The sequence below is a fragment of the Methanomassiliicoccales archaeon LGM-RCC1 genome, assembly GCA_030168575.1.
GTDB lineage: Archaea > Thermoplasmatota > Thermoplasmata > Methanomassiliicoccales > Methanomethylophilaceae > Methanoprimaticola.
In genome coordinates, this window is record CP115555.1 from 1,572,581 (window position 1) to 1,597,817 (window position 25,237).

Here is a 25,237-nt window from a genome sequence, read left to right on the forward strand (position 1 = left end):
ATGGACAATCAGACAGAGAACTACTGTCAGCTCCTTGGACTCGACCCATTCGGCGAGAACAAGTACTCCCTCGATAAGATCAACGAGAAGATCGACAAGATGGAGGTCAAGTGGGCTAACGAGTTCAGGAACAAGCAGAACGACACAGGTCAGAGGTTCAAGTACCATAAGCTGCTGGACCAGATCCCCAACATGAGACGCTGCATGGCGGACCCCGTGCTCAGGAGGAAGGTCTTCGCCGACGGTAAGAAGAGCCTCGAGGGCAAATGTCAGAAGCTCAAGATGGACTGCGTCATACTCTCAGACGGCAGATACTTCATCCTTCCCGGCATAGCGGACAACTTCGTCAAGAGGCTGCACTGGGATGGCGTGAACAAGGCTCAGGTACTGAAGCTGGCTGGAGTGACGGACGGCGGTATACCGAAGATCGTCAGCGAGAAGGTCTTGAACGCGTTCACGAACCTCACCACCGTGGATTCATACACGCCGGTGGAGGTTCTCAACACACTGATCAACAATCCTGATCTGGAGATCAGGTGCGATCCCCTCACGGAGACCAGCTCCCTCGCCCAGATAAGGAACGCGTTCGATCTGTGCGAGAAGAGGGTCAACAGCGTCAGGCAGGAGCTCCTGCTGGACCAGGACTCCTACATATCGGTCCTGAGGAGCATGAAGCTCATCATCGATTCGGACAAGGACTTCAAGGACCTCATCAACTACGGAAGATGTTACAAAGCCCTGGAGCCCGTCATGGACAGGATCGAGGGCGAATACAACGGCCAGCAGATCTCCAGGACCTACATAGACGATCTGATGAACATCTATGTCAGGGGACTGGACCAGAACATGTGCGTGTTCATACTGGAGATGTTCTGCCACAAGAAGAGGATAGCTGCCAACTTCTCGAAGATGGACAGCACGATGATCAGGTGCCCCACGTGTAACAACATGGTTCCCGGCGGGAAGAACACCATCTACTGTCCCTACTGCGGTAAGAACTTCAAGATAGTCTGTCCCCAGTGCAGCACAGCACAGATGGCCAGCAACAACATCTGTATCAAGTGCGGATTCAACTTCAAGGAAGGGGAGACCAAGGCTCAGAACCTATCCCTCAGCTTCCAGATGGACCTCCAGAGAGGAAACCTCTCGAAGGCGGAGAAGGAGCTCACCCTCCTGAAGGATACGTATTCTACATTCCCCGGCATCGCAGCCATGGAGATTCAGCTCCGCAAGGAGCAGGGAACCCTCAACACCCTGAGGGGCATGGTCTCCGACGGATACAAGACAAACAAGTTCTACTCCGCGAAGAGCGCCGGAGACACCATCGTCGCGAAGTACCCCTACGAACTGCAGACCTACCCGGATATCAAACAGAAGTACGAGGAGTCCCTGCAGCGCGTCGAGCATGCCAATGTCTACTGCGAGAAGGCCAAGTCCGCAGAGGACAGGAACGAGATGCTCTCGCTGTATGTCGGTGCGGCACAGGAATGCCCCGACCACCCGGTAGCCAAAGGAGTTCTCAAGCAGTACCCGCCCGCGGGCCCCGTCGATCCCAACGGAAAGGTCCTGAGGGATAAGGGTCACTTCCTGCTGAAGTTCGAGCCGCCGATGGACAGCAAGGGTGTAACATACATGATCTACAGGGAGAAGAACTCCCTGCCCAACGTTACAGACGAGACCCGTCCGCTGACCGAGATATCGGGAACCGCGTTCATAGACAAGTCCCTCGAGCCCGGAGTCGAGTACCACTACTCTGTGTACTCCAGACGCTGGGGAATACTCTCCAGGGAAGCGGCCCACTTCGGACCGGTCATCATCCTGTCCGAGGTCGATAATGTCACGATCGAGCAGATCGACGGCGGTCTCCGCCTGATGTACGACAAGCCCCGCGGAGCCACCCAGGTCCGCGTATGGAGGGCCGACAACGTCAGCGGTACCAACGTGGAGCTTCCGATCAACGGGGAATCCGTATACGACGACCTAGGTCTGAAGGGCGGACAGACGTACTACTACCTGTTCGTGGCCGAATACCAGACCAGGAACAAGATCGAGAGGTCGGAGGGCAATGTGTTCTCCGGAACTCCTGTGGACGCACCCAAGCCCGTCCGCGACCTCGACATACAGTGGATGAAGACCGACGGAACGTATCAGGCCACATGGTCCACCAAAAGCCAGGTGATGCTGTTCTCCTCCGAGAAGAAGTACACCATTCAGGGCAACATGGTCAAGATGGAGGACATCAAGGCCTGGATGAACGAGATCCAGCCCGTTGTCGAATACGATAACGGATGCAGGTTCTTCCTGCCCGACGGAGCGGTGGAGTACATCTACCCCATAATCCCGATGGGCAAGGTCGGTATCAAAGGTACCGAGGTCCTCATCGCCAACCTGAAGCCCTTCCGCGACGTCGAGAAGATCATCAGCAACAAGGACTGCATCCTGACCATGACCTGGCCGGAGGATGCCATATCGGCCAAGCTGGTCGTGTCCACGTCCGATGCCAAGAACATCAACGACCCCACTGCTGAGATCATAACGGTCAGCCGTGAGGAGTACAACGAGGAGAAGCTCATCAGGATACCCATGGGACGCTCTCCCAAGAAGTGCATCAATATATTCGCGGTATACAAGATCAATAACGACACAATGTACTCCAGAGGGATAGTCATCGATGTCTACTCCTCTGAATGCAAGAAGGTCTACTACACACTGGATCCGGCCAAGAGGAGACCCATGCTGGAGCTGACTGCCGGTCCCGAGGTTACAAGCATCCCGGAGATCGCCATAGTACGTGTAGATGTGGGGATTCCTCTTCGCAAGGAGGACGGAGAAGTGCTCTGGTCCTCGGGCAAGCCCGTGACTTTCACCAACGGCAAATGCTCGCTAGATGTGATCCTAGCCGGTCACACCGATGCGGAGCACATGAGGGTGTTCTTCGTGAACGAGGAGGACTACAACCTCTACAGGTTCATACACCCGCTGTACAACAGGAGGCAAGATTGAATGGCCAAGAAAGAGACATCCCACAGCGTCGCCAGGAAGGACTACGTCTGTCCCTACTGCTTCACCAAGGTGGACATGGCGAAGATCCACTTCGTCTGCACCAGCCCCAGCTGTTCCAGGACATTCGCGGCCAATGCGGTCGCCACGAGGAACGAGAAGGACCTCATGTACGTCTCGAAGGACGGACAGAAGGAGATCGACCGCGAGAAGAGCCTGGTGTACGGAAAGGACCCCTTCGGACCGGACGCGATAGTCGCCAAACAGCACATCATCAGGAACTCGTCGGGATTCTGCGACATATGCAAGAGGCCCGTATACCTCAGGGTGTGCCCCACCTGCCACAACATGATCCCGCCGGGAGCGGAGGAGGAAGGCAACAAGATCTTCGTCATCCTCGGACCCAAGGGAGTGGGTAAGAGTCACTACATCGCCGTGTTGATCAACCAGCTGAAGAATGCCATCTCCAGCGAGTTCAACGGCGTGCTGAACGCTGCCAACGACAGCACCACGATCAAGTACAGGGACGTCTACTACCGCAGGCTCTTCGAGGAGAAGAGGAAGCTGCAGCCTACATTGTCCTTCGGAAGCTCCGAGGACTCCCGCGAGCCGCTGATCTTCTACCTGAGGATCCTGAACAGCGACAAGCCCCAGGTGTTCACCTTCGCCTTCTTCGACACAGCCGGAGAGGATCTGGTTACCACCAACAGGATGATGCAGGTGAACCTCAACGCATTCATATCTCTGGCATCCGGAATAGTGTACCTGGTGGATCCCCTGCAGGTGAAGTACATCAACCAGAGGATACAGGTGGACAACAAGCCGGAGGTCGGCCCCAACGCCACGGATATCCTGAACAACATCTGTCAGATCATCCGCACAAACAAGAAGATCAAATCAAAGGAGAAGATCGACATTCCTATCGCCGTCAGCCTGACGAAGTCCGATGTGCTCTACAAATCCTCGGAGAACGAGGAGGAGAAGAAGGTACTGTTCGGACTGAACTCCTCGCTGCACATCCCGCGCGAGCACGGGAAGTACGACGCAGAGAACTTCGACCAGATCAACGCTGAGCTGGAGGAGTACATCAGGAGGACGATCGGTATCGAATTCCTACAGCTGGTTCGCAGCTTCAAAGACCACTCGTTCTTCGCAGTGTCCGCCCTGGGATGCAACCCCACGGGCAACTCGCTGCCTAGGGGAGTCTCCCCCATGAGGGTCGAGGATCCGTTCATTTGGCTGCTGAACAAGGAGGGACTAAGATGAGCGACTATAATTTCAAGAACTTCCTGTCAGGCAGTTTCCAGAACAAGAACACACCCGAACCTGAATCCCACGATGGGGTCAGCATCAGGGTGCCCACGGATCAGGAGCTGCACGATCAGGGGATCCAAGTCAACGATGCACCGCCGGCCCAGAATGCCCCCGGGACATCGGTCGAGGATACATTGAACGAACTGAAGAGACAGATCGCAGGTCTGCAGAGCACAGTCGAGTCCCTCAGGGCATCGGCCGGCCCTTCGCAGGACATGTCGGAGTACATGACATCCAGAGAGCAGATCAAGGCTCTCCAGGCTACGATCGAGAGACAGAACATAGAGATAACGAACAAGGCGCTCGTATCCTCAATGGAGCAGATCGCCATCATGAGGGAGGATTTCTTCAAGCTGTGCGCAGGCATGGAGAAGAAGATCGATACCATGTCGGCCAAGGACGTGCTTGCATCGTTCAAGGCATACGAAGTGGACATGGAGAACATCCTGCACGACGGAGGTGTCGAGATCGGACACTTCCCATACGATACCCTCAACACGATCCACCAGCGCATAGTGGAGGTTGTACCAACGAACGACCAGTCCAAGAACGGTCAGATAGCTGAGAGGCTTTCGGACGGTTACAAATTGGGAGACAGGGTCCTTCTCAAGGAGAAGGTCACCGTCTACAAGTACACCGAGAACATGCCGCAGGAGATCGTCCAGGAGACCCCTGAGGTCAGCCAGCCGGTCGCTGAAGAGCAGCCCAAGGCCGCCGAGGAGGCACCTGCCAAACCCGCTACCAAAACGACTTCGAAGAAAAAGAGAACCACAAAAGCAAAAGCTAAGAAAACGGAGGAAGAAGAATGACAGATTATTGCATCGGTATCGACCTCGGTACGACATACTCGTGCCTAGCCTACATCGATGAGGATGGGGACCCGGTAGTTGAGAAGAACTTCGAGCAGGAGGACACAACTCCGTCAGTCATCCTCTTCAACGAGAACGGGGAGATCATCGTCGGATCTCCCGCAAAGGACATGTCCATGATGTACGAGCCCGAGAGGGTCATCACGTCCATCAAGAGGCAGATGGGAACAGACTACACCGTCAGCATCGACGGCGAGACCTACAACCCCATCATGCTCTCTGCGGTCATCCTCAGGAAGATCATCAACGACTTCAATGAGAACCACGGATGCGAGGTCAAGAAGGCGGTCATCACATGTCCCGCATACTTCGGACAGAACGAGAGGGACGCCACCAAGACGGCAGGAACCATCGCCGGACTGGAGGACGTCACCGTCATCAACGAGCCCACAGCAGCAGCCATCTCCTTCGGATTCGGAAAGGCGGATGGCGGCAAGAAGAGGGTCCTGGTGTACGACCTCGGAGGAGGAACCTTCGATGTCACCATCCTCGAGATCGACGGAACATCATTCACTGCCGTCGCAACCGACGGAGAGAGGTTCCTCGGAGGAAAGGACTGGGATGCCATCATCTCCAACATCGTCAAGCAGAAGATCTCAGAGGAGACCGGAATCGACAAGGAATCCCTGGACGAGAACGAGGAGGTCAAGCAGACCCTCGTCAACGACTCGGAGACCATCAAGAAGAGGCTGTCCACAGCTGAGTCCACCAAGGGAACCATGACCGTCGACGGCCAGAAGGTCGTCTTCACCGTCACCAGGGAGGACTTCGAGAACGCTTCCAGCGGACTCATCCAGACCACCATCGAGATCATCGACCGTGTGCTCGCCTCCAAGGACTTCACCATGGCGGATATCGACGAGGTCGTCCTTGTCGGAGGATCCTCCAGGATGCCTCAGGTCAAGAACAGCATCGCCGCCAAGTACCCCGACGCGAAGATCAACCTCTACGACCCTGACCAGTCCGTCGCCAAGGGAGCAGCCATCTTCGCCAAGTCCAACATGGTCGCACCTGATATGGCCGCCACCACCGCTGCCGGAGCAGCATCCACGGTCGAGGGAGCTATCAACGTTCACAACGTCCTGTCCAAGACCTTCGGAATCAAAGCGGTCTACGAGGACGGATCCGAGATGATCTCCAACATCATCTTCAGGAACGAGGCTCTGCCCATCGAGAACGTCAAGACGTACTACCCCGTCGACGACGGTCAGAACACCATCATGGTGGAGATCTACGAGGATGCGGCATTCAACGACGACAGAGGAAAGAAGACCCCTGTCATCGAGGGAGCACCTGTCGGAAACTTCATGATGGAGCTGCCTGTGGATGTCACCAAGAGCACCCCGATCACCGTGAAGTTCACTGCTACCAACGAGGGTATCCTCATCGCTTCGGTGGACTGCATGGAGCAGCACTCCGACTACCAGATCGAGAACGAGATGACCATGTCCGCCGATGAGATCTCCAAGTCTCAGGGCCTGATGGACAAGGTCACCAATGCGAACTGATAAAACCACAACGGGGGCATCAGCCCCCATTTTTTTTCAATAATTCAGAATTCAGTCCTTGCTCTCTTCGGGAGTGGGGACAATGATGACAGGGCAGGAAGAATTCTCGACGAGGTTCTGAGATACGCTTCCCATGACCATCCTGTCGAAACGGGACCTGTCCGGCCTGCCGACCACTACTGCATCGCATTGGAACCTGTCGGTTACCTCCAGGATCGTGTCGTCGGGTTTACCGACCTCGATGATTATATGCACGTCGGTTGCACCGTTGAGCATAGCCCTCTCCTGTGCGGCCTGCATGTACGCCTGCACGGATGTGTCTATGTCCTCGGGATCCATCTGATCCTTCGAGACCACTGTGAGTATGTACAGGGGCTCGTTGAGGCCCACCGACAGCTTGGCGGCGTAATTCAATGCGGCTTCCGTGTGCGGTTTCCCATCGTACGCAATAAGTATGGTCATTGCAATTAGATATCGTGCCTAGAGAGTATAAAAGTTGACCTCGGACAAACCATCCTACCCTCATTGCAACACTGGATGGTGAAAAACGATCCTTTGTTCAATCAACCATTAAACAATCCTTTATCTTTTATATAGAAGTACTAATCGAATATTCCTTATATATGGTGATGATACAGGAAGTTATGTTCGTATACATATTGGGCGGATTCCTTGGAAGTGGAAAGACCACCCTTCTGATGAAACTAGCATCCATGTACACCAAGCGTGGACTGAAAACCGCTCTCCTGGTCAACGAATCCGGTGAGATCGGTGTGGATGGCGCCACCCTCAAAGCTGAGGGATATGATGCGATCGAACTCCCTGACGGATGCATCTGCTGCTCCCTTTCCGGAACGCTGCAGACAGCTATGAAGAACATCGAGGACGACATCGATCCCGACATCATCATCGTCGAACCGACAGGATTGGCATTGCCCCACAAGGTGAAAGAACTCGTTGAGAGCTCAGGCGTGGATGCCGAGGGAATCTTCATCATAGGCATATCCGATGTCGAGAGATTCCAGATCCTGATCGATAAGAAGGAAGAGTTCATTAAGAGACAGATGGTCGGAGCCGATTTCGTTCTGATCAACAAGAAGGACCTGGCCAAACCAGGACAGGTCGATGCCATCGAAGCATGGTTCAAGAAGGAATTCCCTGACAAAAAGGTCATGGTCATCTCTGCCAAGACCGGAGAGAACATGGATTCAGTTTACGAGATGATGAAATGAGCGGAGAGAAGACATCATTGGAACAGGCCGGCGGAGTTGCCACCGGACTCACTGGAAGCATAGACTGCTGGAATGCGGATGCGGAGGCCAGACTCGTTAAGGCCATGACTTCCGTTGGAAATTGGGTCGTCTCCGAGGCAGGTGTGCTCCTTGGACACATCAAGGCCGCGGTCACTCTCGAGGACGGATCCGGCATCACATTCAACCTGACCGACATGAGTAACGGTGTTGAGAAGCACGGAACACTCGGGCCTCAGGAGAAGGTCAATTTCACATTCATGTCCGCAGTGCTCGATGTTGATGAGGAGGAACTCCACCACGTTATGCACCATGCGATCGATGACAGCGGACTCATGTGCGAGATTGATGAGCATCACCACCATCACCATCACCACCACGAGCATGAGCACGGAGAATGCTGCTGCCATGAGCATGAGGAAGAGGAATGCGTTGTGAACAACTACTACGGCAAAGTGTACTACCACTGCTGCTGCGAGCACGGCGAGTGCAAATGCGGACACGAGCACCACCACGAGCATGAGGAAGAGTGCTGTTGCGGTCACGATCACCATGATCATGAGCATCACCACCATGACCATCACGAATGTGGATGCGATCATGAGCACGAGCATGAGGAAGAGTGCTGTTGCAGCCATGAGCACCACGGAAAATGCATTGTGAACAACTACTACGAGGACGTTCACTACTACTGCTGTTGCTCAGACGAATGCCACTGCCATGAGCATGAGGACCATCATGAGCATGAGTATGGCGAATGCCACTGCCACCATCACGACGAGTGAATCGTTTTAATCCCCTTCCCCAGCTCATGGGGAAGGGTTTTGTTAACATCTTTTAACATATTGTATTAATTGAATAACATCTCGATAATTGTACAATAAGGAAATCATTTCCCAATAAGGTTATATTATCATCTGAAATTTTACGACCAGGAAGTGATACCATCAACACAAAACAAATGGTAATCATTGTCGTACTGATCGAGATCATTGCGGCAGGAATTATCGTTGTTCTCGACAGGGACTCTGAGAACGTTTCCACAGAGGTGGAAAAGGAAGTGTCTCTGATCGCCAGAGTGAACACAGATGGTTCTGGAATTTATATCGCATCAAAATACAACGCGGACGATTTCATTAGCGTCTCCAGCAGCGGAAAGGTTACTTACAACACAGATGCTTGGGGAGGAAAAGTCTTCGGAACACCTGGCGCATCCACCATCCAGCACGTTCAGTTGATGGGAATCGTTCAGAATAACCTAGGGCTCAAATTCGAGAAATATAACTCGGGCGGAACACTCGCCTCGGATACCGTATACTACGTGGACACCATACAGAATTATACTCATGCCATCAACAACAAAGGAATTCTGGACGGAGGAATCCTCTGGGAGCCCCAGTATCACTACATCCTGTCAGATCCGGGATACAAGGGAATGATCACCACCAACGTCCTGTTCCCCGGACACACCTGTTGTCTTATCGCGGGATACCAGGATTATCTGGACGTACATGGCGATGAGACCATGAGGTTCCTAGCCGCCTACATCAAAGCGGTAAACTACATCAACGACGCCAAACAGGATGTTTCCGGTGACAAGTACAACACCCTTGTCTCGATATGCAAGGACAACATCAAGGGACTTACCGATGATGTCATCAAGCAAGCGTTGGAGACTGTGGTTTACACTTACAGCGATGAAGTCGGCAAATCCAATCTGAATGCTCTTAAGAAGGATATTGCCAACCTTGCAGAGAATCTGACCGAACTGGGAGGAATCACAGTGAAGATCGATGAGCTCGGGTTCGGTTCTTACGATGAGTTGGCAGAGGCTTTTGTTGACAACCAATATCTGTCAGGAGCACTGACATACGGTTCCTATGATAAGCAGGCCACTAGCACCATCAAGGTGGCTGCTATCGACGGTGACATCCATCAGATCGCGGTCCAGGTCGCAAAGTCGTTAGGATACTTCGAGGACTACGGACTCGAGGTCGAGATCAGAGGTCTCGCCAACGGAGGATCTGTCGCACAGGATCTGCTGAGCGGACAGTCTGACCTCGGATTCATGGGTGCACCCCCTATCACCAGTGCAACGATAAACGGAAAGAAGATTATCGTGCATCAGAAGACCGATACCAAAGTGGACAAGGAGCTCTCGCTTCTCTCGAGGGTCAACACCGACGGATCAGGCATCTACATCGCGTCAAAATACAATGCGGATGACTTCATCTCCGTTTCGAGCGATAGTAAGGTCACCTTCCATTCAGAATTCTGGGGAGGAAAGGTCTTCGGAACACCTGGTGCATCTACAATCCAGCATGTTCAGTTGATGGACCTTGTCCAGAACACCATGAAACTGAAATTCGAGAAATATAACTCTGGATCGACACTATCGAGTGATACCGTGTACTATGTCGACACAATCCAGAATTACACTCATGCTATCAACAACAAAGGAATTCTGGACGGAGGAATCCTCTGGGAGCCCCAGTATCACTACATCCTGTCAGATCCGGGATACAAGGGAATGATCACCACCAACGTCCTGTTCCCCGGACACACCTGTTGTCTTATCGCGGGATACCAGGATTATCTGGATTCCAACGAGGATGCGACTGTGAGATTCCTGGCTGCTTACATCAAAGCTGTGGACTTCATCAACGACGCCAAACAGGATGTTTCCGGTGACAAGTACAACACCCTTGTCTCGATATGCAAGGACAACATCAAGGGACTTACCGATGATGTCATCAAGCAAGCGTTGGAGACTGTGGTTTACACTTACAGTGATGAGAAAGGTACATCCAACCTCAAATCGCTGAAGTCTGACATCGCCAACCTTGCAGAGAATCTGACTTCACTCGGAAGCATCACCGTGACCATGAGGGACCTTGGATTCAAATCCTATACGGAATTCGCAGAGGCCTTCGTCGATAATTCATACCTTGACAAGGCTCTTAAGCTCAGCTCTGCCAGCTACAGCAAGAAGAGCACCATCAAAGTGGCAGCGATCGACGGTGACATCCATCAGATCGCAGTTCAGGTCGCTAAATCCCTCGGATACTTCGAGGACTACGGACTCGAGGTCGAGATCAGAGGTCTCGCCAACGGAGGTTCTGTCGCACAGGATCTGCTGAGCGGACAGTCTGACCTCGGATTCATGGGAGCGCCTCCGATCACCAGCGCCACCATCAACGGTAAGAAGATAATTGTCGTGGAGAGTGAGAGTTGATGTTCAAATACGACGACAACAACAAATACCACAGGTTCGGCAAGACAGTGATGATCGTCGCCCTATCTCTAATCATGTTCGTAGAGATATGGTGGATCCTATCCCTGATCTCGAACACGAATGTGTTCCCGACACCTGCAGAGACTGCAGGGGCATTCGTTGATTTCATCAACAACGGTTACTCTCATCAGTCTTCGGCCAGCATCATATGGTCCTCACTGAGCCTGTTCCTCCAGGGATTCGGACTCGCGCTCTTAGTCGCGATCCCTCTGGGATTGTTCCTGGGTTACTCCAAGAACCTGAACACGTTCGTCACGCCTATGATCGAGGTCCTCAGGCCTATAGCGCCTATTGCTTGGGCTCCGGTCTTCATCTACGGTATCAACTACAATGTAGGTCCTGTACTGGTGGTCTTCATCGGAATATTCTTCCCTCTGCTGACCAACATCATCTTCGGAGTGAAGAAGATCGACCCTACCCTCATCGACGCCGCCAAGACCCTCGGTGCCAATAAGACACAGGTCTTCGTGAAGGTCATGGTCCCCAGTGCGATCCCTTACCTGATGAACGGTATCAAAGTAGGTCTCGGTGTAGGATGGATGTGTATCGTCGCAGCAGAGATGTACTCTCCGGTCTCCATCGGAGTAGGTTACTGTCTGCAGAGCATGTGTCAGAACAGCCTATGGCCTAGTGTGTTCGCAGTACTGATTGTCATCGCAATATTGGGAATCTTGACCACCAGTCTTGCTGAGTACATACAGAAGAGAATCTCAAAGAGGATGGGGATGGAATGAGTCCAGAAATCAAAGAAGGAGACGATTTCATCGTCATAGATGGCATACGCAAGGTCTACAAGAAGGACGAGACGGAGACCGTCGCAATCGATAGGATAGACCTGACCATCAAGAAGGGAGAGCTTGTATCATTAGTCGGCCCGTCAGGGTGCGGAAAGACCACGATACTGCGCATGATCGCAGGTCTTCTGGAGCCCTCGGAGGGAACCATAACCATCGCCGGCAAGGAATGCAAAGAACCGGGATCCGACAGAGGAATGGTCTTCCAGGACTTCGCTCTCTTCCCGTGGAGAACTGTCAGAAGGAACGTCGAGTTCGGAATGGAGATTGCCGGTGTGCCTAAGGAGGAACGCCGCCAAAGGGCAGAGAAGTACATCGAACTGGCAGGTCTCAAAGAATTTGCGGATTCAAGGGTACACGAATTGTCCGGAGGAATGAAACAACGTGTCGGAATCGCCCGTGCGCTGGTCAATCATCCCGACGTGATCCTGATGGATGAGCCCTTCGGTGCCCTCGATGCACAGACCAGGAACATCATGCAGGCCCAGCTTGTATCTATCCTCGAGAAGACAGAACAGACAGTTATCTTCATCACGCACTCTGTGGATGAGGCGCTGTTCCTGTCCGACCGCGTGGTGCTGCTGTCCAAGCGTCCTTCGGTCATAAAAGAGGTCATCGACCTTGATTGGCCAAGGCCTCGCGACCGTTCGGCTCCCGAATTCACTGCGCTGAGGAAGAGGATTCTTGAAGAGCTCGAGAAAGAGAACGTCATGAACCAATGACCAATAATTGGAGGGGATTATCTTCCCCTCCTCCTTTACCTTAATTTCTAGCTATATCGGCAAACTGGAAGTCCATCATCTTCGGAAGATCGGACACGCTGACCTTCAGCTGACAACCAACCTTCCCGCCGCTGAAGTACATGTAATCCGCATCCTTGGCGGACTCGTCGACGGTAATCCTGACAGGACGTTTCGTGCATAACGGTGAACATCCGCCATGAACGTATCCCATAAGGGGAAGCAACTGGTCGGACTTCAGCATTGATACGGATTTCTCGCCGACAGAGGCTGCTGCCTTCTTGAGGTCCAGCTCGCCAGTGACGGGCACCATGAAACAGTAGTAGCACTTCTCCTTCCCCATGGTCATGAGGGTCTTGAACACCCTCGCCGGATCCTGTCCGTTCGCCTGGGCGATCTCCAGACCGTTGAGGCCCTGTCCCTCGTAGAAGATGGCTTCGTAAGGGATCTTCAGCCTGTCGAGGTGCCTCATGGGGTTGGTCTTTTCCATGCTATCGTCCTCAGATTCGGCGGTCAGATACAAATAACTGCGCCTCACCGTCAACCCGCCACACTTATTTCAAAGGAGATTGATACAGTGGCATGAAGCTCCTCATCCGCGGAACGGTGCAGGGGGTCGGATTCAGGCCCACGGTCTACCGGTCTGCAGTCAAGATCGGTGCCAACGGCATGGTATGGAACAACGGTTCCGACGTCGTCATCGACACCGACAAGGGAGAAGAGCTTCTTGAGACCATTAAGAGGGATCTCCCTCCGCTCGCAAGGATAGATTCTGTCGAATTCATCGAAGAGGAATACAAGGGAGGAGAAGGGTTCAGCATCGCACTGTCGAAACAGAACGGTGACGGTGCATCCATACCTGCGGATAGCGCGGTATGCGACGACTGCCTGAAGGAGATGATGTCCCCGGGCAGGCGCTTCAAGTATCCTTTCACGACGTGCACCAACTGCGGACCGCGTTTCACCCTGCTGAGCGGCATGCCGTACGACCGTCCACTGACATCCATGAAGGACTTCCCACTATGCCCGGAATGTCAGAAGGAATTCAGCGACCCCACCTTCAGGAGATTCCATCACCAGACCATATGCTGTCCCGTATGCGGACCGAGGTACAGGCTGGAGAACGATAAGGCTCCGATGAACACCAGCGATCCCATAGGTGAACTGGCCAAGGAATTGGACAAGGGATGCATCGCGGTGGTGAAAGGCTGGGGTGGCATGCATATATGCTGCACCCTCGACCGCCTGAAGGAGATGAGAGAATGGTACGGCAGGAAGGAGAAACCGTTCGCCATAATGTTCAGAGACATGGAGTCGCTCAAGAGGTATGCGGAGCCCACACCTTACGAGGAAGAACTCCTCCAATCGCCAAACAGGCCCATAGTCCTCGTGAAGAAGAAACAGAACGAATTCACTGAGCTAGCTTCCCCTGGCCTCGACAATATCGGATCGTTCCTCCCTTACACCGGGATGCACCATCTGCTGTTCTCCGAACTGAAGCATGATGCACTGGTGATGACATCCGCCAACGTCCCGGGAGAACCGATGATCGTGGACGATCAGAGGATCAAGGAACTGGGTGCGGACCTGTATCTGCTGCACGACCAGCCGATCCTGAACCGTGCCGACGATACCGTGGTTAGGCTGCTGGATGACAGGACTCAGTTCATCCGCCGCTCCAGAGGCAACGTTCCATTCCACATCTCGGTACCTTTCAAAGGCTGTGCGGTCGGAATGGGTCCTCAGGAGAATCTTACAGCCTCCGTAGCATACGACGGGAACATCTGGCCCACACAGTACATCGGTAACGGGGAGAAGATCGGCGTCCCCGAATACCTTGAAGAAGCGGTCAGGACCCAGATCGGATTCCTGAACTGCAGACCGGAGATGATCGCTATGGATCTCCACCCGGGATACTCCAATAGGCCTTTGGCCAAAACCCTTGCATCCGAATACGGTGCCGAGCTGATAGAGGTACAGCACCATTGGGCGCATGCCGCATCTCTGATGGTCGATAACCGCATTGATTCATGTGTCGCGCTGACCCTTGACGGAACAGGCCACGGGGACGATGGAACGGCTTGGGGAGGAGAGGTCCTGGCATCGGATTTCGATTCGTACAAGAGGGTAGCGCATCTTGAGAACATCCCGTTGCTTGGTTCAGAAAGGGCCCTGTACGACCTGAGGAGGCTGAGGTTCGCGATAGATGCGATCAACGGCCGGGAGAACAACGACTTCACTGAATCTGAAGCCGCTGTCATGAACAAGCTCATGGGCAAGAGCGTGATGACATCATCGTTCGGAAGGGTCCTGGATGCCCTGTCGTATTCACTGGGCGTGTGCACGCAGAGGACCTATGACGGAGAGCCCGCTATGAAGCTAGAACCGCTCCTGGCAAGAGGGAAGCTCGTCGAAGGATTCGAGACGGAAACAGTCAACGGGATCGTGAAGACAACTCATCTTTTCCATCCTTCCAACGAGAAAAGGGAGGATGTCGCTTATTCGGTTGTTTACAACATCATGAAGGAACTGGTCCGTTCTGCATCCGAAGCAGCGGATTCCATGGGCATCGGTACCCTGGGCCTCACTGGAGGCGTATCATACAACTACACGATCTCCCGCATGTTCATCGACCTAGCTAAGGAATCGGGACATCCGATAGCTCTGCACAAGGACGTCCCCAATGGGGACGGTGGCGTGTCCATAGGACAGGTTGCGATTGCGACTAAGAGACTGCAATCCTGATCGGCCAGCAATTATTCCGCTGATATCAGAACGGAATAGCATTGAAAGATCGTTGGTGGCTACATCCATCCATATACCTTTATCCCTGGACGACATGTCCAATGCCGATAGGAATGAGCAACACACTTTTCGTTCTCCTCGACGGGGCGGAAGACGATCCGCATCCAGACCTAGGAGGGAAGAAGCCCTACGAGGTGGCTGAGATGCCGTTCCTGAAAAAGAAGGCCTGCCATAGGTACACCACGACCGGAAGGGGATACACGCATCTCTTCCTCAACGAGTTCTTCACCGGACATCCTCCGGAGATGGCTCGCGCCGCGATAGAAGCGATGGGGCTCGGATTGCTGGATGTCAAGGATCCCAAAAGGACCGCCTACAGGCTCAGTCCAGCTGTGATCGACGGTGACACCGTTCACTGGTCCTATCATGCCGATGAGTTCAAACAGGAGCTCATCGCGGCTGTGAACAAGAACCTGCACATCCTGGAAGAGTACAACCCTAGGATCGAGTACTTCATCGGAGGAAGGGCCATCCTGACCATGGACTCCGATTACGTCCCCGAGCTCCCCGGACCTCCGGTGGATGCTCCCTTCGTCCAGCTGCCAGGTAAGTTCGGCGAGTTCATCGAGGGCGTACGCAAGGACATGAACGGGATCACCGATTATCCTTGGGGATGCGGGAAGTTCGGAAGGCAGTACGAGCCCGTCGAGGGACTTAACAACCTGTTCGCTGTTTCCAACAGCCCCACTGCACTGGGCATATGTGCATCAATGGGATTCGATTTCAAACTGATAGAGGAGGTCGAGGACAGATTCCCGGTCGCCAGAGATATGCTGGACAAAGGAAACGTCTTCCTGCACATCGACGAGGTGGATGAGTACAGCCACCAGAAGGATCCCTTCAAGAAAAAGGCCATCCTGGAGGAGACCGACAGGCTGATGGAGAAGTATTTCTCCGATGCGGACAACATAATCTATTTCGTCGACCACGGCACTTCATGTGTAACCGGGGAGCATATCCTGATGAACGTTCCTCTGTGGTCCACCATCGATCTGGGCAAGGGCCCGGACGAGGTACTTCCATTGAATACGATCGTCAGCTCGCTGCTGGCCAAAAAGAGGTGAACAAGATGACTGATTTCAACATACCTCCGTCCCTAGGACTGTATGGGGACGAGAAGACCGCCAAGGACATACTGTCCCGCATCTGGGGCAGAAGGGGCGTGTTCACCTGCACGGTGGCCAGCACCATGACGTCCAGCATTCCCGGGGTTTCCGATGCCGGAGACACTCCCGAACTGACCCTTTACACCGGTGCTGCGGATGCGGAGCTCCTGGTCAACGGTAAGACGACCTGCATCAAGGGAGTCCCGATCAATCCTGGAGGAATCCCGACACCCGCCACCCTCACCAAAGCTGCGCTGGAGCTATCCAATATGCAGACATTCATCGTCAACGGCGGATGCTATGTAGAGCCAAACATCCCCTACTTCTATCTCGGCGGCAAGTGCGGTGATAAGATCACCACAGCTCATGCGGTCGAACACGTCAGATCCATCTATGAGAAGGGTCACGCCCTCGGAGAACAGCTCGCCAAGGACAATGATTTCGTGATCATCAGCGAGAGCTGCGCCGGAGGTACGACCACCGCTCTGGCCGTTATGACCGCCATGGGCGTTCTGAAAGAGAACCTCGTCAGCAGCAGTTCTCCCAAGAACCCCAAGGAACTGAAGAGCAAGCTGGTCAAGGAAGCACTAGACAAGGCCGGCATCCAGCCTGGTGACTACGCCAACGATCCGCTGAAGGCCATCGAGTGCTTCGGAGACCCGATGATGCCCGCTAACGTCGGTATCCTCTGCGGTGCTGCCAAGCATGTCCCTGTCATAGTCGGCGGTGGAACCCAGCTCGCAGCCGTCATGGCTGCAGCGGTGAAACTTCATCCCGAGATCGTAGGTAACTTCATCCAAGGGACCACCAGATGGCTGATGAACGACCCCAATTCCAACATGAAGAAGATCATGGATAACATCTCAGATAGGATCCCGATCGTCTACGTCAATGTGGACTACTCAGACAGCCCCTATGAGGGACTGCAGGCCTACGAGTGGGGATACATCAAGGAAGGTGCCGGATGCGGAGGGTCCTGCGTCGGTGCGATAATCACCACCGGCGGAATGATCACTGCCAAAGACCTGGTCGACAAGGTCCACGAGATCTACAAAGGGATAATGAATCTGGACTGATCATTCCTTGTAGAATGAACGGGCGAGGCCCAGCTCCAGCTGCGTATTAACATTCACAGACAGCTCTGGCCAGTTCGTCTCGAAGATCGCTTCCCCCAGGTACTCTCCGGCTAGGGTCTTCTTGCGGTCGATTATTGAAACGCCTGAAAGCACCCACCTGTGACCCCCCTCCTCGCGGACATAGGATGGTGTGATCCCTATGCTGCGGACAGTCTCCTCATCGATGACCGCCAAGAGGGAATCCATGACGCCCGGATTGAAATAATCGATGATCTGGTTGAAGACCTCGGATGTTATCAGCGGGAGATCCGAGGGAGTTGTCAGAACATAATCTCCATTTAGGCATTCGAGTGCCTGGTGCAGATCGCCCATGAAATCGTCCCCGGACGTCCTCACCGTCTCGATACCGATGCTCTTGAGGTACTCCTCTGTCTGAGGGGTGTTATCGCTCACGGACACCAATATGCGATCGATCTCCTTCGTGCCCTTTAGGGCATCTATGACCCTTTCCACGGTGCACTTGTCGCCGACCTTCATCATCGGCTTCTCGATACCGCAGCGGCCCATGCGGGTTCCTTTCCCTCCGGCATGGACCAAGGCTTCCATCAGAGCATCTCCGTTACCATTGCGAACACTAGGATCATGAAGAACAGCAGGAACGGTCTGGCGACCTCATTGGTAGCGCCCAGGATATCCCCGTTCACCATTCCGAATACTCTGTTGGCAGTCCTTGCCATGATGAAACCGACGATGATGGATACGATGAATCCTGCTACTATCGGCGGTGCCCAGAGCATCAGCATCCCTTCCCACGAGAAAGACGCAGGCACCAACATGAGAATCAATCCGGTGACTACGAACAGCAAAAGGACCGCCGCTATGGTAACGATGCATCCTAGAACGGCTGATTTACCGGTGGTCTTCTCCACCTGTCTGGCAGCCATGCCGTTACCGGGTTTTCCAAAGGATGCGGCCACGACCATCGCGTTCTTCACAAGGATCTCCACCGCAGGGAGAAGAAGGATCGCACTTGCCCTGGCATCATACATGGTGTAGCATGCGAAAGAGCACAGGACCGTGATCAACGCCACCCCGATTCCTCCGGCACCGACGAGGGTGTCTTTGAGGGCACGAATGTGGTCGCTCTGCTCTCCAGACACTATCATTCCGTCCCCGAAATCGGTGAGTCCGTCGAAATGGAGGAATTTGCTCCCGACATATGGGATGAGCAGCAGGATCACTGCCATCACCAGAACATTCCCGAACCCGAAACGGATTTCCAGGAAATCCAAGATGGATATGGCCAAAAGAGCTATGAATCCGAACACGAGGCCAACAAGAGGAGTGAGGTAGAATTTCTTCTCCATGCTGTCCATGTCATCCTGCGTGATGTTCATATGGAATATGGTGTAGAATGAAACCAAAGCCTTCAATGCTCCCAAATCTGTCCTCTCCCGTGGATGGATGCTCTAACCACTTGAGCAATATGTCGTATTCAGTTATAAAAACAGAGTAAGGAGGAAACCCTCCAGCCAGAGCTGAACGTGGATCCCCAGGAATGCGAACAATGGGAAGCATATCAGCAGCATGAACAGTATCGAGGTGAGCTCTACGAGCCTCATGCAGCGCTGAACATCTTTGGTCGTCGGCATCGGCCCCTTGCCCATAACATAGACTCCTTTTTTCTCCATCGATATCCCGAGTGCCGCGGAAACCGCCGTCATGGGCCAACCGCTGTTAGGGCTGGGGGTCTTCGTGTGCTCCTCCTTGGCAGCAGGAACGGCTGCCCTCCAATCCATACGTAGGATCAAAGCGGCCAATGCTACGAAGTACGGGGATGCCCTGGATGTGAGCCACCCGAGAACATCGTCGAACTTGGCAGGGAAGAATCCGAGCCTCCCGTACATGTCGTTGATGTATCCCCACATGGCATCCATGAGATTGGAACACCTGAACATGATCGATCCTGCTATGCCCAGCAGTCCGAAGTAGAATGTAGGGGACACTATGCTGTCCACCAGATTCTCGGAGACGGTCTCGCAGCATGATGATGCTATATGCTCCGCATCCATCCCCTTCGTGTTCCTGCTGACGATCATCTGGACCTTGGAGGCAGCATCCTCGATCCTGCCTGCGTCTAGATCCTCGCATATCGGATCGCAGTGGTGTCTGAACGAGAATATCGCGAACTGCACCTTGAAGATGAATGCAGTGACGACGATCCATGCGATCTCTCCCCATGTCTCGTCATATTGCGATACGAAGTAGTGTACGGCAGTGATGATGACGATCGCGATGCCTCCGAACAGCAGGAAGACCAGAAGGTATGAAAGGAATCCTAGCACGGATGTCCATGCAGTGGATCTGTTCTTGATCCTGCGATCTATGGCATCCAGTAAATTTCCCATCCACCTCAGAGGGTGTATTGAATTGGGGACATCGCCTATGAAACGGTCTATCAGGATGGCCAGAACGATTATCGACAGCGCATCCATCCAGAGCTCCATCGGATCACCCATTGATAACCGAATCCACAGCGGCCAGGAATCTGCAGTTGCGCTCCCTGTCCTTCACACTGTACCTCACATACGTTTTGAACTCGGGCCCGAAAGACGAGCAGTCGCGGACCATTATACCATGGGAGAGCATCTTCTTCTGGAAGAGCGCACAGTCCATCCCCAGCGGGCTCAGGTCGTTGAAGTAGAAGAACGAATCCGATACCGGTCCAGCGGGGAATCCCACGTTGTTGAGCGACGAGTTCATTATCTCCGATTCCTCGCCCATCACTGCTGCTGCCTGGTCTACATAGTCCAGATAATCTCTGATGAGGATGTTGGCCACCGTCTGTTCGATCTGGCCGACATTCCATGTCATCCTGACCTTCTCCATCTCGGAGATGATGTCGGGATTCGAGAGACCGAAACCGATCCTGATGCCGGGTATGGCAAAGGATTTCGTCAGGGAATTGGCAATGATCAGGTTGGTGAACTTGTCGACCATTCCGGTCAAGGTTATGTCGGCGTATCCGGGAACGAGCTCCAATAAGGTCTCGTCTAGGAACACAAGGACTCCGCGGTCCTCGCATTCCCTCACTATGCTGACGATCTTGTCTCTGGGCTCCACTCTTCCCGTAGGATTGTTCGGGTTGCAGATGTACAGCGCCTTGGTGTCGTCACCGACGTTGTACATCAGCGAATCCAGATCGATGCGGAAATCATTCTCCGGAAGCAATTCATTCCAAACTATGTTAGCTCCGACGAGCCTGCACTGCTGGGCATATTCGGCAAAGCTCGGTCTGTTGATTATGACTTTGTCCCCCGGTGAGAAGAAGGTGTTGGGGACGTTCCTGATGATATCAGACGACCCCGCCCCTATCGTGATGCATTCGGGATCGATGTTGAATGTCTTCGACACCGTGTCCTTAAGCTCAGCACAGGTGTCGTCGGGATAATGACCTATTTCGGCGATAGCGGTCGCGACGATCTCCGCGAGGTTCTCCGGAGGTCCGAACGGGTTGAGGTTATGGCTGTAGTCCTCGATTCCCTCCATCCTCCAGGCCTGACCGCCATGGACGGTCTTCGGCAATTCGGACAGTTCCTTGCGGGGTAGTATGCGACCTTTCATAATGTTCCAGTATCGCTATACAGTATAATACGTTTAACGGGCGAGAACGATCGGTGCCTCTTCATACCGCAGGTGAGGTTCTCTACCCATTCCACAGACTTGGAGCCATCCCGGTCAACGTAGCGGTACCTCCTGACGTAGAACCAACTGCCGAAGGAATAGGGTGTCTCGAACCCCGTGGCGGATATGCGTATGTATCCCTTCCCATCCTCCGTCCTTTCCAATGATACGGCGGTCTGCGGCATGTGATTGATCAGCTCACCCATCCTCTGGGAAACTTTGGACACGTCTTCCTCTGAGAATTCCCTATCCAGGATCTTGCCGTCCTTTCCAACGCCAATGTAGATCTCGGCCTTGTTGAAACGGTTGAGCATGGCGGTCATCATCTTCACGGCAGCGTCTAGCTCGTCCATGCCGCTGACAAACCCCCTTGTCTCATTCTCACTGCCGAAGTCCATGAATCGCTATCATTTCGACTCTATATAGTTTGAATTACAGAAGACAATGGATCGATTATGGAAGCTACAAGCTGATTTGATTAAACATGTAGCTGGCCATCGAACTACTCGTCTAATGACCATATCCTCAATAATACAATCGTATTGAATCAGAACATGACCTTCTCGAAATGGAACATCTCGCTATCTTCAGGGTCATTCGGGTCACGGTGATGTTCGTTGAAGAACTCGGTGATATGGAAACCGCACCTGTTCACATAGAAATGGATGTTTCTCTTCTCGAAATAAGGAGTACACGTGCTCCACACTCTGACCTGTGGGAACATCTTCTCAACAGAACACCAAGCTTCGTAGCCAATCCCTTTGCTATGTTCCTTCGGCGATACGAAAAGAATCTCCAAATCGCCGCGGTCGTCTGAGATAGATACGATGACGCCGCCCACGTATCTCCCGTCTGAAACGATCCTGTAGGCCTCACCGCTGTCTATTGATTTCTCTATCGTATCCCTGGAGATTATCTCGCCCGGCTCCTCGAAATGGTCATCGCGAAGACCGAACTCTTCAGTGGCCCCATATCTGAAAGCTTCCTGATTGTCTCTAACAAACTGATCACGGTCAGAATCTTTCAACTTCTCAAGAGCTATGTTCGACATCGGCCCTCCTTATTACTCTATACTATAAGGACAAAGCCCAAAAAATCAATTGTTGTACGAGCGGGCCCGTCGGGACTAGCTTAAAACGCCAGCCAGACACTTTGAAAAATGGTACATTATGCCTCTTTATGAGAGAGGATATGGTACATTGCATTGATGATTTTCTTGAGTTTCAATCATATACTTTTGATCTGTGACCAACTTCAATAATGTATATGGTAACGACCTCATCCTCGATTCTTGCCAGGATTCTGTAATCACCGACACGATATCTCCATTCACCAACATGGTTCCCCTGAAGTGCCTTTCCCGTCCTCCTGGGATTGCTGCACCCCTCAAGATTCTTACCTATCCACGAATATATGCGAGCGGCCATCGGCCGATCCATCTTCTTCAAAGTGTCAATGACATCCTGAGAGATAATAACGCGATACGTCATAGGAATCCAAGTTCCTTCCCGGCCTCTTCGAAGGTATACATCTTGGAACCTTCCTTAGATATGCGTTCCATAGCAGCCTCTAAAATTGCCACATCCATAGAATCCTCAATCATATCCATGGTGGCCTTACGGATGACATCTGAAACGCTCACATTGTATAGGGATGCGTACTCCTTGAGTAATCCAAGCTCAGAGTCGTTGAATCTGACTGAAACTGCCATGTGTAGTAATACATTTGTACTACATATAAAGCTAACGATTGTCGGTTTATTTATATATTAAATATAAACCCAACTTTCAAAACATTGAATAATCTTATTGCTATAATATATAAAATTACGCGGGCCCGTCGGGATTCGAACCCGAGTCCGGAGCTCCGGAGGCCCCTATGCTATCCAAGCTATACTACGGGCCCAGGATGGGAAAGGAAGGTATTTGCCGGGGTTAGATACTCCCCGGCGATCCTGTGCCTCCTTTTGAGAGGGAGGAGGCGAATGAAGAGTTACCTTTCTCAGTCCTTCTTGGTGAACTCGGTGTATCCGCAGCAACCGCAGGACACACGGTCCTTGTGGACTGCCATGAATGTTCCGGGTCCGCACTTGGGACAGAACTGTTTGGTCCTGGAGATCTTGTCTCCGTCGACCTGATAAGCGTTAGATTTCTTGATTGCCGCCTTGGGTGCTGCTGCTTTTGCCATCGTAATCACTCCGCTGCGGGTGCCTCTGCGTCTGCAGGTGCTTCAGGGGCCTTTGCCTCGATTCCGTTCCTCTTCAGGAGGTACTCTCTGTCGAACTCGAGTGCTGCTTCCTTGCTGTCGTAGACCTTTGCGTATCCCTTGGACATGCCCTTTCCGTAGACGGACTCGATGTTGTCGACGACGACACACTCCCTCTTGGACTTGCATTCCTTTGCGATAGCCTCTGCGACTGCGTTCCTTCCGGGTGTGCTCTCGCCCTCGTGGTTGAGTGTGAAGTACACCTCGACCCTCTTGGAGAGAGGGTTCTCTTTCTTCTTTGTGATTTCCATCTTCATTCTTCTTCCTCCATCTTGAACAGTAGCTGTTCGATTTTGGTTCTGATACCTTCGTCCGTGGTGACGCGCATCATGCACTTCCCTGGCCACCCGTAGATGATATCGGCACCGATCGGAGCCAGGAGGATTGCCGGCAACAACGCCAGATCCTCTTCTCCGTCGACCTTTATCAGTCCACCGGACCCTTCCATGCACCCGCGGATGCATTCCACCAGTTCCCTGGTTATCCTGCCTGCGGGGTTGACGACCTCCTTCTTCTCCTCGTTCTCCACGAGTTTGGCGAATTCGGTCATCTCGCGGCGCTCCGTCATCCCGTCATAGATAGACAGGAACGGTGTCATTCCGCGTTTCCTGAACGTCAGGGATACCACGTCCCCGACGGTGATTAAGGTTGTTTGAGCGTGAAACGTTTCGAGGTCACTGTCGTACAGTTCGATTCCTATCGGTTCCTTGAACAGCTGCCTGTCTTTCTCGGGCAGCACAAGGTCCCTCTCGAACATCAGCGTACCTTGAGAGCGTACTTTCCGTTGGCGGAGATTCCCATCTTCTTTGCGATCTCGGACTTCTCGAAGTCCAGAACCGCGAGGTATCCCTGCCACTCCTTAGAGGTCTGACCGCCGCAGCGGGGGCACACATCCTCCTCGGAGATGAAACTGCACTGTTTGCATGCTTTCTGCACGATAACTGCCATCACTCATCACCATCCGAATCCTTGTGCTTCTTGGCGTCCTCCTCGATCCACTGGAGTTTTCCCAGTCCGGGCTGCCTCATGGTGAGTCCGATCTTACTGTCCTGGGGGTTCTTCTCGTTGAGATCGATGCTGACGACCCTGGCCCTGACGATGTCTCCGACTGCCAGGAACCTTCCGCTGTCCTTGCCTACGAGCCTCTGGTTGGACTCATCGATATCCACACGATCATCCATTACCTGACTGATGTGCAGGAGTCCGTCAAGGGGTCCGAACCTGACGAATGCGCCGAACTTGAGGATCTCCACGACCACTCCCTCGACGACCTCGTTCTCTCTGGGCTTGAAGACGATCTGATCGAACTTGACTGTCTGGTAGACTGCTCCGTCACCGTGGACGATGCGTCCCGGGCCTTCCGTCCTGACGTTCCTGATCAGTACCGTGAAGGTCTTGTCTTCTCCGAATCTGCCCTCGTATGCGTCCCATGTGAGTCTGTCGATGACGTCATCGATGTCCTCTTTGAGTTCAACCGGCGGGATGCGGACGACCTTTTCGACTTCTGTAAGCATGTACATAGCGTGCCCTC

Annotated in this window: 27 protein-coding genes and 1 tRNA gene; 12 read left to right on the plus strand and 16 right to left on the minus strand. The window is 53.1% G+C overall.

Annotated features, from left to right (window positions below; translation table 11 throughout):
• From PED39_08000 to PED39_08015, 4 genes are read left to right on the plus strand one after another with little or no spacing between them, the layout of a single operon-like run.
• A complete protein-coding gene (locus PED39_08000; GenBank protein ID WII07525.1) occupies positions 1–3,003 on the plus strand; it encodes a hypothetical protein in 3,003 nt (1,000 codons plus the stop codon).
• Positions 3,004–4,266 (plus strand): zinc ribbon domain-containing protein, encoded by a 1,263-nt coding sequence (locus tag PED39_08005; protein WII07526.1) that lies wholly within the window; start codon positions 3,004–3,006, stop codon positions 4,264–4,266.
• Positions 4,263–5,123: a nucleotide exchange factor GrpE gene (gene grpE, locus PED39_08010; protein WII07527.1), complete on the plus strand. Its 861-nt coding sequence runs from the start codon at positions 4,263–4,265 to the stop codon at positions 5,121–5,123. Before PED39_08005 ends, grpE begins: the two co-directional genes overlap by 4 nt.
• Positions 5,120–6,691 (plus strand): Hsp70 family protein, encoded by a 1,572-nt coding sequence (locus PED39_08015; protein ID WII07528.1) that lies wholly within the window; start codon positions 5,120–5,122, stop codon positions 6,689–6,691. The genes grpE and PED39_08015 overlap by 4 nt, the downstream gene beginning before the upstream one ends.
• A 51-nt stretch (positions 6,692–6,742) precedes the next feature.
• Here the strand turns inward: PED39_08015 and PED39_08020 are convergent, their stop codons facing one another.
• Positions 6,743–7,153 carry a universal stress protein gene (locus tag PED39_08020; GenBank protein WII07529.1) on the minus strand — a complete coding sequence of 137 codons (411 nt, stop codon included), beginning with the start codon at positions 7,151–7,153 and terminating at the stop codon, positions 6,743–6,745.
• 167 nt (positions 7,154–7,320) lie between these two features.
• Between PED39_08020 and PED39_08025 the strand changes: the two genes are divergently transcribed.
• The 5 genes from PED39_08025 to PED39_08045 all read left to right on the plus strand — a co-directional run bounded on the left by PED39_08025 (position 7,321) and on the right by PED39_08045 (position 12,752).
• Positions 7,321–7,923, plus strand: a complete 603-nt coding sequence (locus tag PED39_08025; protein ID WII07530.1) for a GTPase — start codon at positions 7,321–7,323, stop codon at positions 7,921–7,923.
• Positions 7,920–8,726, plus strand: coding sequence for a hydrogenase nickel incorporation protein HypA (locus tag PED39_08030; protein ID WII07531.1), 807 nt, complete (start codon positions 7,920–7,922; stop codon positions 8,724–8,726). The genes PED39_08025 and PED39_08030 overlap by 4 nt, the downstream gene beginning before the upstream one ends.
• Before the next feature lie 176 nt (positions 8,727–8,902).
• The gene (locus tag PED39_08035) at positions 8,903–11,176 is read left to right on the plus strand and encodes an ABC transporter substrate-binding protein (GenBank protein ID WII07532.1); all 2,274 of its coding nucleotides are present in this window, start codon (positions 8,903–8,905) and stop codon (positions 11,174–11,176) included.
• A complete protein-coding gene (locus tag PED39_08040; protein ID WII07533.1) occupies positions 11,176–11,970 on the plus strand; it encodes an ABC transporter permease in 795 nt (264 codons plus the stop codon). Before PED39_08035 ends, PED39_08040 begins: the two co-directional genes overlap by 1 nt.
• Positions 11,967–12,752 (plus strand): ABC transporter ATP-binding protein, encoded by a 786-nt coding sequence (locus tag PED39_08045; protein WII07534.1) that lies wholly within the window; start codon positions 11,967–11,969, stop codon positions 12,750–12,752. Before PED39_08040 ends, PED39_08045 begins: the two co-directional genes overlap by 4 nt.
• 40 nt (positions 12,753–12,792) lie before the next feature.
• Here the strand turns inward: PED39_08045 and PED39_08050 are convergent, their stop codons facing one another.
• Positions 12,793–13,260 carry an aminoacyl-tRNA deacylase gene (locus PED39_08050; GenBank protein ID WII07535.1) on the minus strand — a complete coding sequence of 156 codons (468 nt, stop codon included), beginning with the start codon at positions 13,258–13,260 and terminating at the stop codon, positions 12,793–12,795.
• A gap of 92 nt (positions 13,261–13,352) precedes the next feature.
• Between PED39_08050 and hypF the strand changes: the two genes are divergently transcribed.
• The 3 genes from hypF to PED39_08065 all read left to right on the plus strand — a co-directional run bounded on the left by hypF (position 13,353) and on the right by PED39_08065 (position 17,757).
• On the plus strand, positions 13,353–15,515 hold the full coding sequence (gene hypF, locus PED39_08055) for a carbamoyltransferase HypF (protein ID WII07536.1): 2,163 nt from the start codon (positions 13,353–13,355) through the stop codon (positions 15,513–15,515).
• A 113-nt stretch (positions 15,516–15,628) separates the two neighbouring features.
• Complete coding sequence (locus PED39_08060) at positions 15,629–16,639, plus strand: phosphoglycerate mutase (protein WII07537.1); 1,011 nt, start codon at positions 15,629–15,631, stop codon at positions 16,637–16,639.
• A gap of 5 nt (positions 16,640–16,644) precedes the next feature.
• Positions 16,645–17,757 carry a TIGR00303 family protein gene (locus tag PED39_08065; GenBank protein ID WII07538.1) on the plus strand — a complete coding sequence of 371 codons (1,113 nt, stop codon included), beginning with the start codon at positions 16,645–16,647 and terminating at the stop codon, positions 17,755–17,757.
• On the opposite strand, the gene PED39_08070 is transcribed toward PED39_08065, so the two are convergent.
• From PED39_08070 to PED39_08135, 14 genes are all read right to left on the minus strand, one after another.
• Entirely contained in the window at positions 17,758–18,363 is a 606-nt protein-coding gene (locus tag PED39_08070; protein ID WII07539.1) for an NTP transferase domain-containing protein, read from the minus strand. It lies immediately after the preceding gene.
• Positions 18,363–19,199: an adenosylcobinamide-GDP ribazoletransferase gene (locus PED39_08075; GenBank protein WII07540.1), complete on the minus strand. Its 837-nt coding sequence runs from the start codon at positions 19,197–19,199 to the stop codon at positions 18,363–18,365. Before PED39_08075 ends, PED39_08070 begins: the two co-directional genes overlap by 1 nt.
• Before the next feature lie 57 nt (positions 19,200–19,256).
• Positions 19,257–20,264: an adenosylcobinamide-phosphate synthase CbiB gene (cbiB, locus tag PED39_08080; protein WII07541.1), complete on the minus strand. Its 1,008-nt coding sequence runs from the start codon at positions 20,262–20,264 to the stop codon at positions 19,257–19,259.
• A gap of 4 nt (positions 20,265–20,268) precedes the next feature.
• Positions 20,269–21,381 (minus strand): histidinol-phosphate transaminase, encoded by a 1,113-nt coding sequence (locus tag PED39_08085; protein ID WII07542.1) that lies wholly within the window; start codon positions 21,379–21,381, stop codon positions 20,269–20,271.
• A complete protein-coding gene (locus PED39_08090) occupies positions 21,378–21,839 on the minus strand; it encodes a hypothetical protein (GenBank protein WII07543.1) in 462 nt (153 codons plus the stop codon). The genes PED39_08085 and PED39_08090 overlap by 4 nt, the downstream gene beginning before the upstream one ends.
• A gap of 149 nt (positions 21,840–21,988) precedes the next feature.
• On the minus strand, positions 21,989–22,492 hold the full coding sequence (locus PED39_08095; protein WII07544.1) for a GNAT family N-acetyltransferase: 504 nt from the start codon (positions 22,490–22,492) through the stop codon (positions 21,989–21,991).
• A gap of 172 nt (positions 22,493–22,664) precedes the next feature.
• A complete protein-coding gene (locus tag PED39_08100) occupies positions 22,665–22,931 on the minus strand; it encodes a type II toxin-antitoxin system RelE/ParE family toxin (protein WII07545.1) in 267 nt (88 codons plus the stop codon).
• Positions 22,928–23,152 (minus strand): DUF6290 family protein, encoded by a 225-nt coding sequence (locus tag PED39_08105; GenBank protein WII07546.1) that lies wholly within the window; start codon positions 23,150–23,152, stop codon positions 22,928–22,930. The genes PED39_08100 and PED39_08105 overlap by 4 nt, the downstream gene beginning before the upstream one ends.
• A gap of 120 nt (positions 23,153–23,272) precedes the next feature.
• Positions 23,273–23,346 (minus strand) — tRNA-Arg (locus PED39_08110).
• Between the two features lie 96 nt (positions 23,347–23,442).
• Positions 23,443–23,628 (minus strand): 30S ribosomal protein S27ae, encoded by a 186-nt coding sequence (locus tag PED39_08115; GenBank protein ID WII07547.1) that lies wholly within the window; start codon positions 23,626–23,628, stop codon positions 23,443–23,445.
• A 5-nt stretch (positions 23,629–23,633) separates the two neighbouring features.
• Complete coding sequence (locus tag PED39_08120; GenBank protein ID WII07548.1) at positions 23,634–23,963, minus strand: 30S ribosomal protein S24e; 330 nt, start codon at positions 23,961–23,963, stop codon at positions 23,634–23,636.
• Positions 23,960–24,463 carry a DUF359 domain-containing protein gene (locus tag PED39_08125; protein WII07549.1) on the minus strand — a complete coding sequence of 168 codons (504 nt, stop codon included), beginning with the start codon at positions 24,461–24,463 and terminating at the stop codon, positions 23,960–23,962. The genes PED39_08120 and PED39_08125 overlap by 4 nt, the downstream gene beginning before the upstream one ends.
• Positions 24,463–24,654 carry a DNA-directed RNA polymerase subunit E gene (locus tag PED39_08130; protein WII07550.1) on the minus strand — a complete coding sequence of 64 codons (192 nt, stop codon included), beginning with the start codon at positions 24,652–24,654 and terminating at the stop codon, positions 24,463–24,465. Before PED39_08130 ends, PED39_08125 begins: the two co-directional genes overlap by 1 nt.
• Positions 24,654–25,226, minus strand: a complete 573-nt coding sequence (locus PED39_08135) for a DNA-directed RNA polymerase (GenBank protein WII07551.1) — start codon at positions 25,224–25,226, stop codon at positions 24,654–24,656. Before PED39_08135 ends, PED39_08130 begins: the two co-directional genes overlap by 1 nt.
• Positions 25,227–25,237: the final 11 nt, after the last annotated feature.

What these genes read in the sequence shown, in the direction of transcription:
- PED39_08090 (WII07543.1), bottom strand. Translation starts at nt 21,839, where the DNA reads ATGGACTTCGGCAGTGAGAATGAGACAAGGGGGTTTGTCAGCGGCATG.
- hypF (WII07536.1), top strand. Translation starts at nt 13,353, where the DNA reads ATGAAGCTCCTCATCCGCGGAACGGTGCAGGGGGTCGGATTCAGGCCC.
- PED39_08100 (WII07545.1), bottom strand. Translation starts at nt 22,931, where the DNA reads ATGACGTATCGCGTTATTATCTCTCAGGATGTCATTGACACTTTGAAG.
- cbiB (WII07541.1), bottom strand. Translation starts at nt 20,264, where the DNA reads ATGGAGCTCTGGATGGATGCGCTGTCGATAATCGTTCTGGCCATCCTG.
- PED39_08015 (WII07528.1), top strand. Translation starts at nt 5,120, where the DNA reads ATGACAGATTATTGCATCGGTATCGACCTCGGTACGACATACTCGTGC.
- PED39_08115 (WII07547.1), bottom strand. Translation starts at nt 23,628, where the DNA reads ATGGCAAAAGCAGCAGCACCCAAGGCGGCAATCAAGAAATCTAACGCT.
- PED39_08135 (WII07551.1), bottom strand. Translation starts at nt 25,226, where the DNA reads ATGTACATGCTTACAGAAGTCGAAAAGGTCGTCCGCATCCCGCCGGTT.
- PED39_08070 (WII07539.1), bottom strand. Translation starts at nt 18,363, where the DNA reads ATGGAAGCCTTGGTCCATGCCGGAGGGAAAGGAACCCGCATGGGCCGC.
- PED39_08035 (WII07532.1), top strand. Translation starts at nt 8,903, where the DNA reads ATGGTAATCATTGTCGTACTGATCGAGATCATTGCGGCAGGAATTATC.
- PED39_08045 (WII07534.1), top strand. Translation starts at nt 11,967, where the DNA reads ATGAGTCCAGAAATCAAAGAAGGAGACGATTTCATCGTCATAGATGGC.
- PED39_08060 (WII07537.1), top strand. Translation starts at nt 15,629, where the DNA reads ATGAGCAACACACTTTTCGTTCTCCTCGACGGGGCGGAAGACGATCCG.
- PED39_08025 (WII07530.1), top strand. Translation starts at nt 7,321, where the DNA reads ATGATACAGGAAGTTATGTTCGTATACATATTGGGCGGATTCCTTGGA.
- PED39_08000 (WII07525.1), top strand. Translation starts at nt 1, where the DNA reads ATGGACAATCAGACAGAGAACTACTGTCAGCTCCTTGGACTCGACCCA.
- PED39_08085 (WII07542.1), bottom strand. Translation starts at nt 21,381, where the DNA reads ATGAAAGGTCGCATACTACCCCGCAAGGAACTGTCCGAATTGCCGAAG.
- PED39_08005 (WII07526.1), top strand. Translation starts at nt 3,004, where the DNA reads ATGGCCAAGAAAGAGACATCCCACAGCGTCGCCAGGAAGGACTACGTC.
- PED39_08030 (WII07531.1), top strand. Translation starts at nt 7,920, where the DNA reads ATGAGCGGAGAGAAGACATCATTGGAACAGGCCGGCGGAGTTGCCACC.
- PED39_08125 (WII07549.1), bottom strand. Translation starts at nt 24,463, where the DNA reads ATGTTCGAGAGGGACCTTGTGCTGCCCGAGAAAGACAGGCAGCTGTTC.
- PED39_08120 (WII07548.1), bottom strand. Translation starts at nt 23,963, where the DNA reads ATGAAGATGGAAATCACAAAGAAGAAAGAGAACCCTCTCTCCAAGAGG.
- PED39_08095 (WII07544.1), bottom strand. Translation starts at nt 22,492, where the DNA reads ATGTCGAACATAGCTCTTGAGAAGTTGAAAGATTCTGACCGTGATCAG.
- grpE (WII07527.1), top strand. Translation starts at nt 4,263, where the DNA reads ATGAGCGACTATAATTTCAAGAACTTCCTGTCAGGCAGTTTCCAGAAC.
- PED39_08020 (WII07529.1), bottom strand. Translation starts at nt 7,153, where the DNA reads ATGACCATACTTATTGCGTACGATGGGAAACCGCACACGGAAGCCGCA.
- PED39_08040 (WII07533.1), top strand. Translation starts at nt 11,176, where the DNA reads ATGTTCAAATACGACGACAACAACAAATACCACAGGTTCGGCAAGACA.
- PED39_08105 (WII07546.1), bottom strand. Translation starts at nt 23,152, where the DNA reads ATGGCAGTTTCAGTCAGATTCAACGACTCTGAGCTTGGATTACTCAAG.
- PED39_08130 (WII07550.1), bottom strand. Translation starts at nt 24,654, where the DNA reads ATGGCAGTTATCGTGCAGAAAGCATGCAAACAGTGCAGTTTCATCTCC.
- PED39_08065 (WII07538.1), top strand. Translation starts at nt 16,645, where the DNA reads ATGACTGATTTCAACATACCTCCGTCCCTAGGACTGTATGGGGACGAG.
- PED39_08050 (WII07535.1), bottom strand. Translation starts at nt 13,260, where the DNA reads ATGGAAAAGACCAACCCCATGAGGCACCTCGACAGGCTGAAGATCCCT.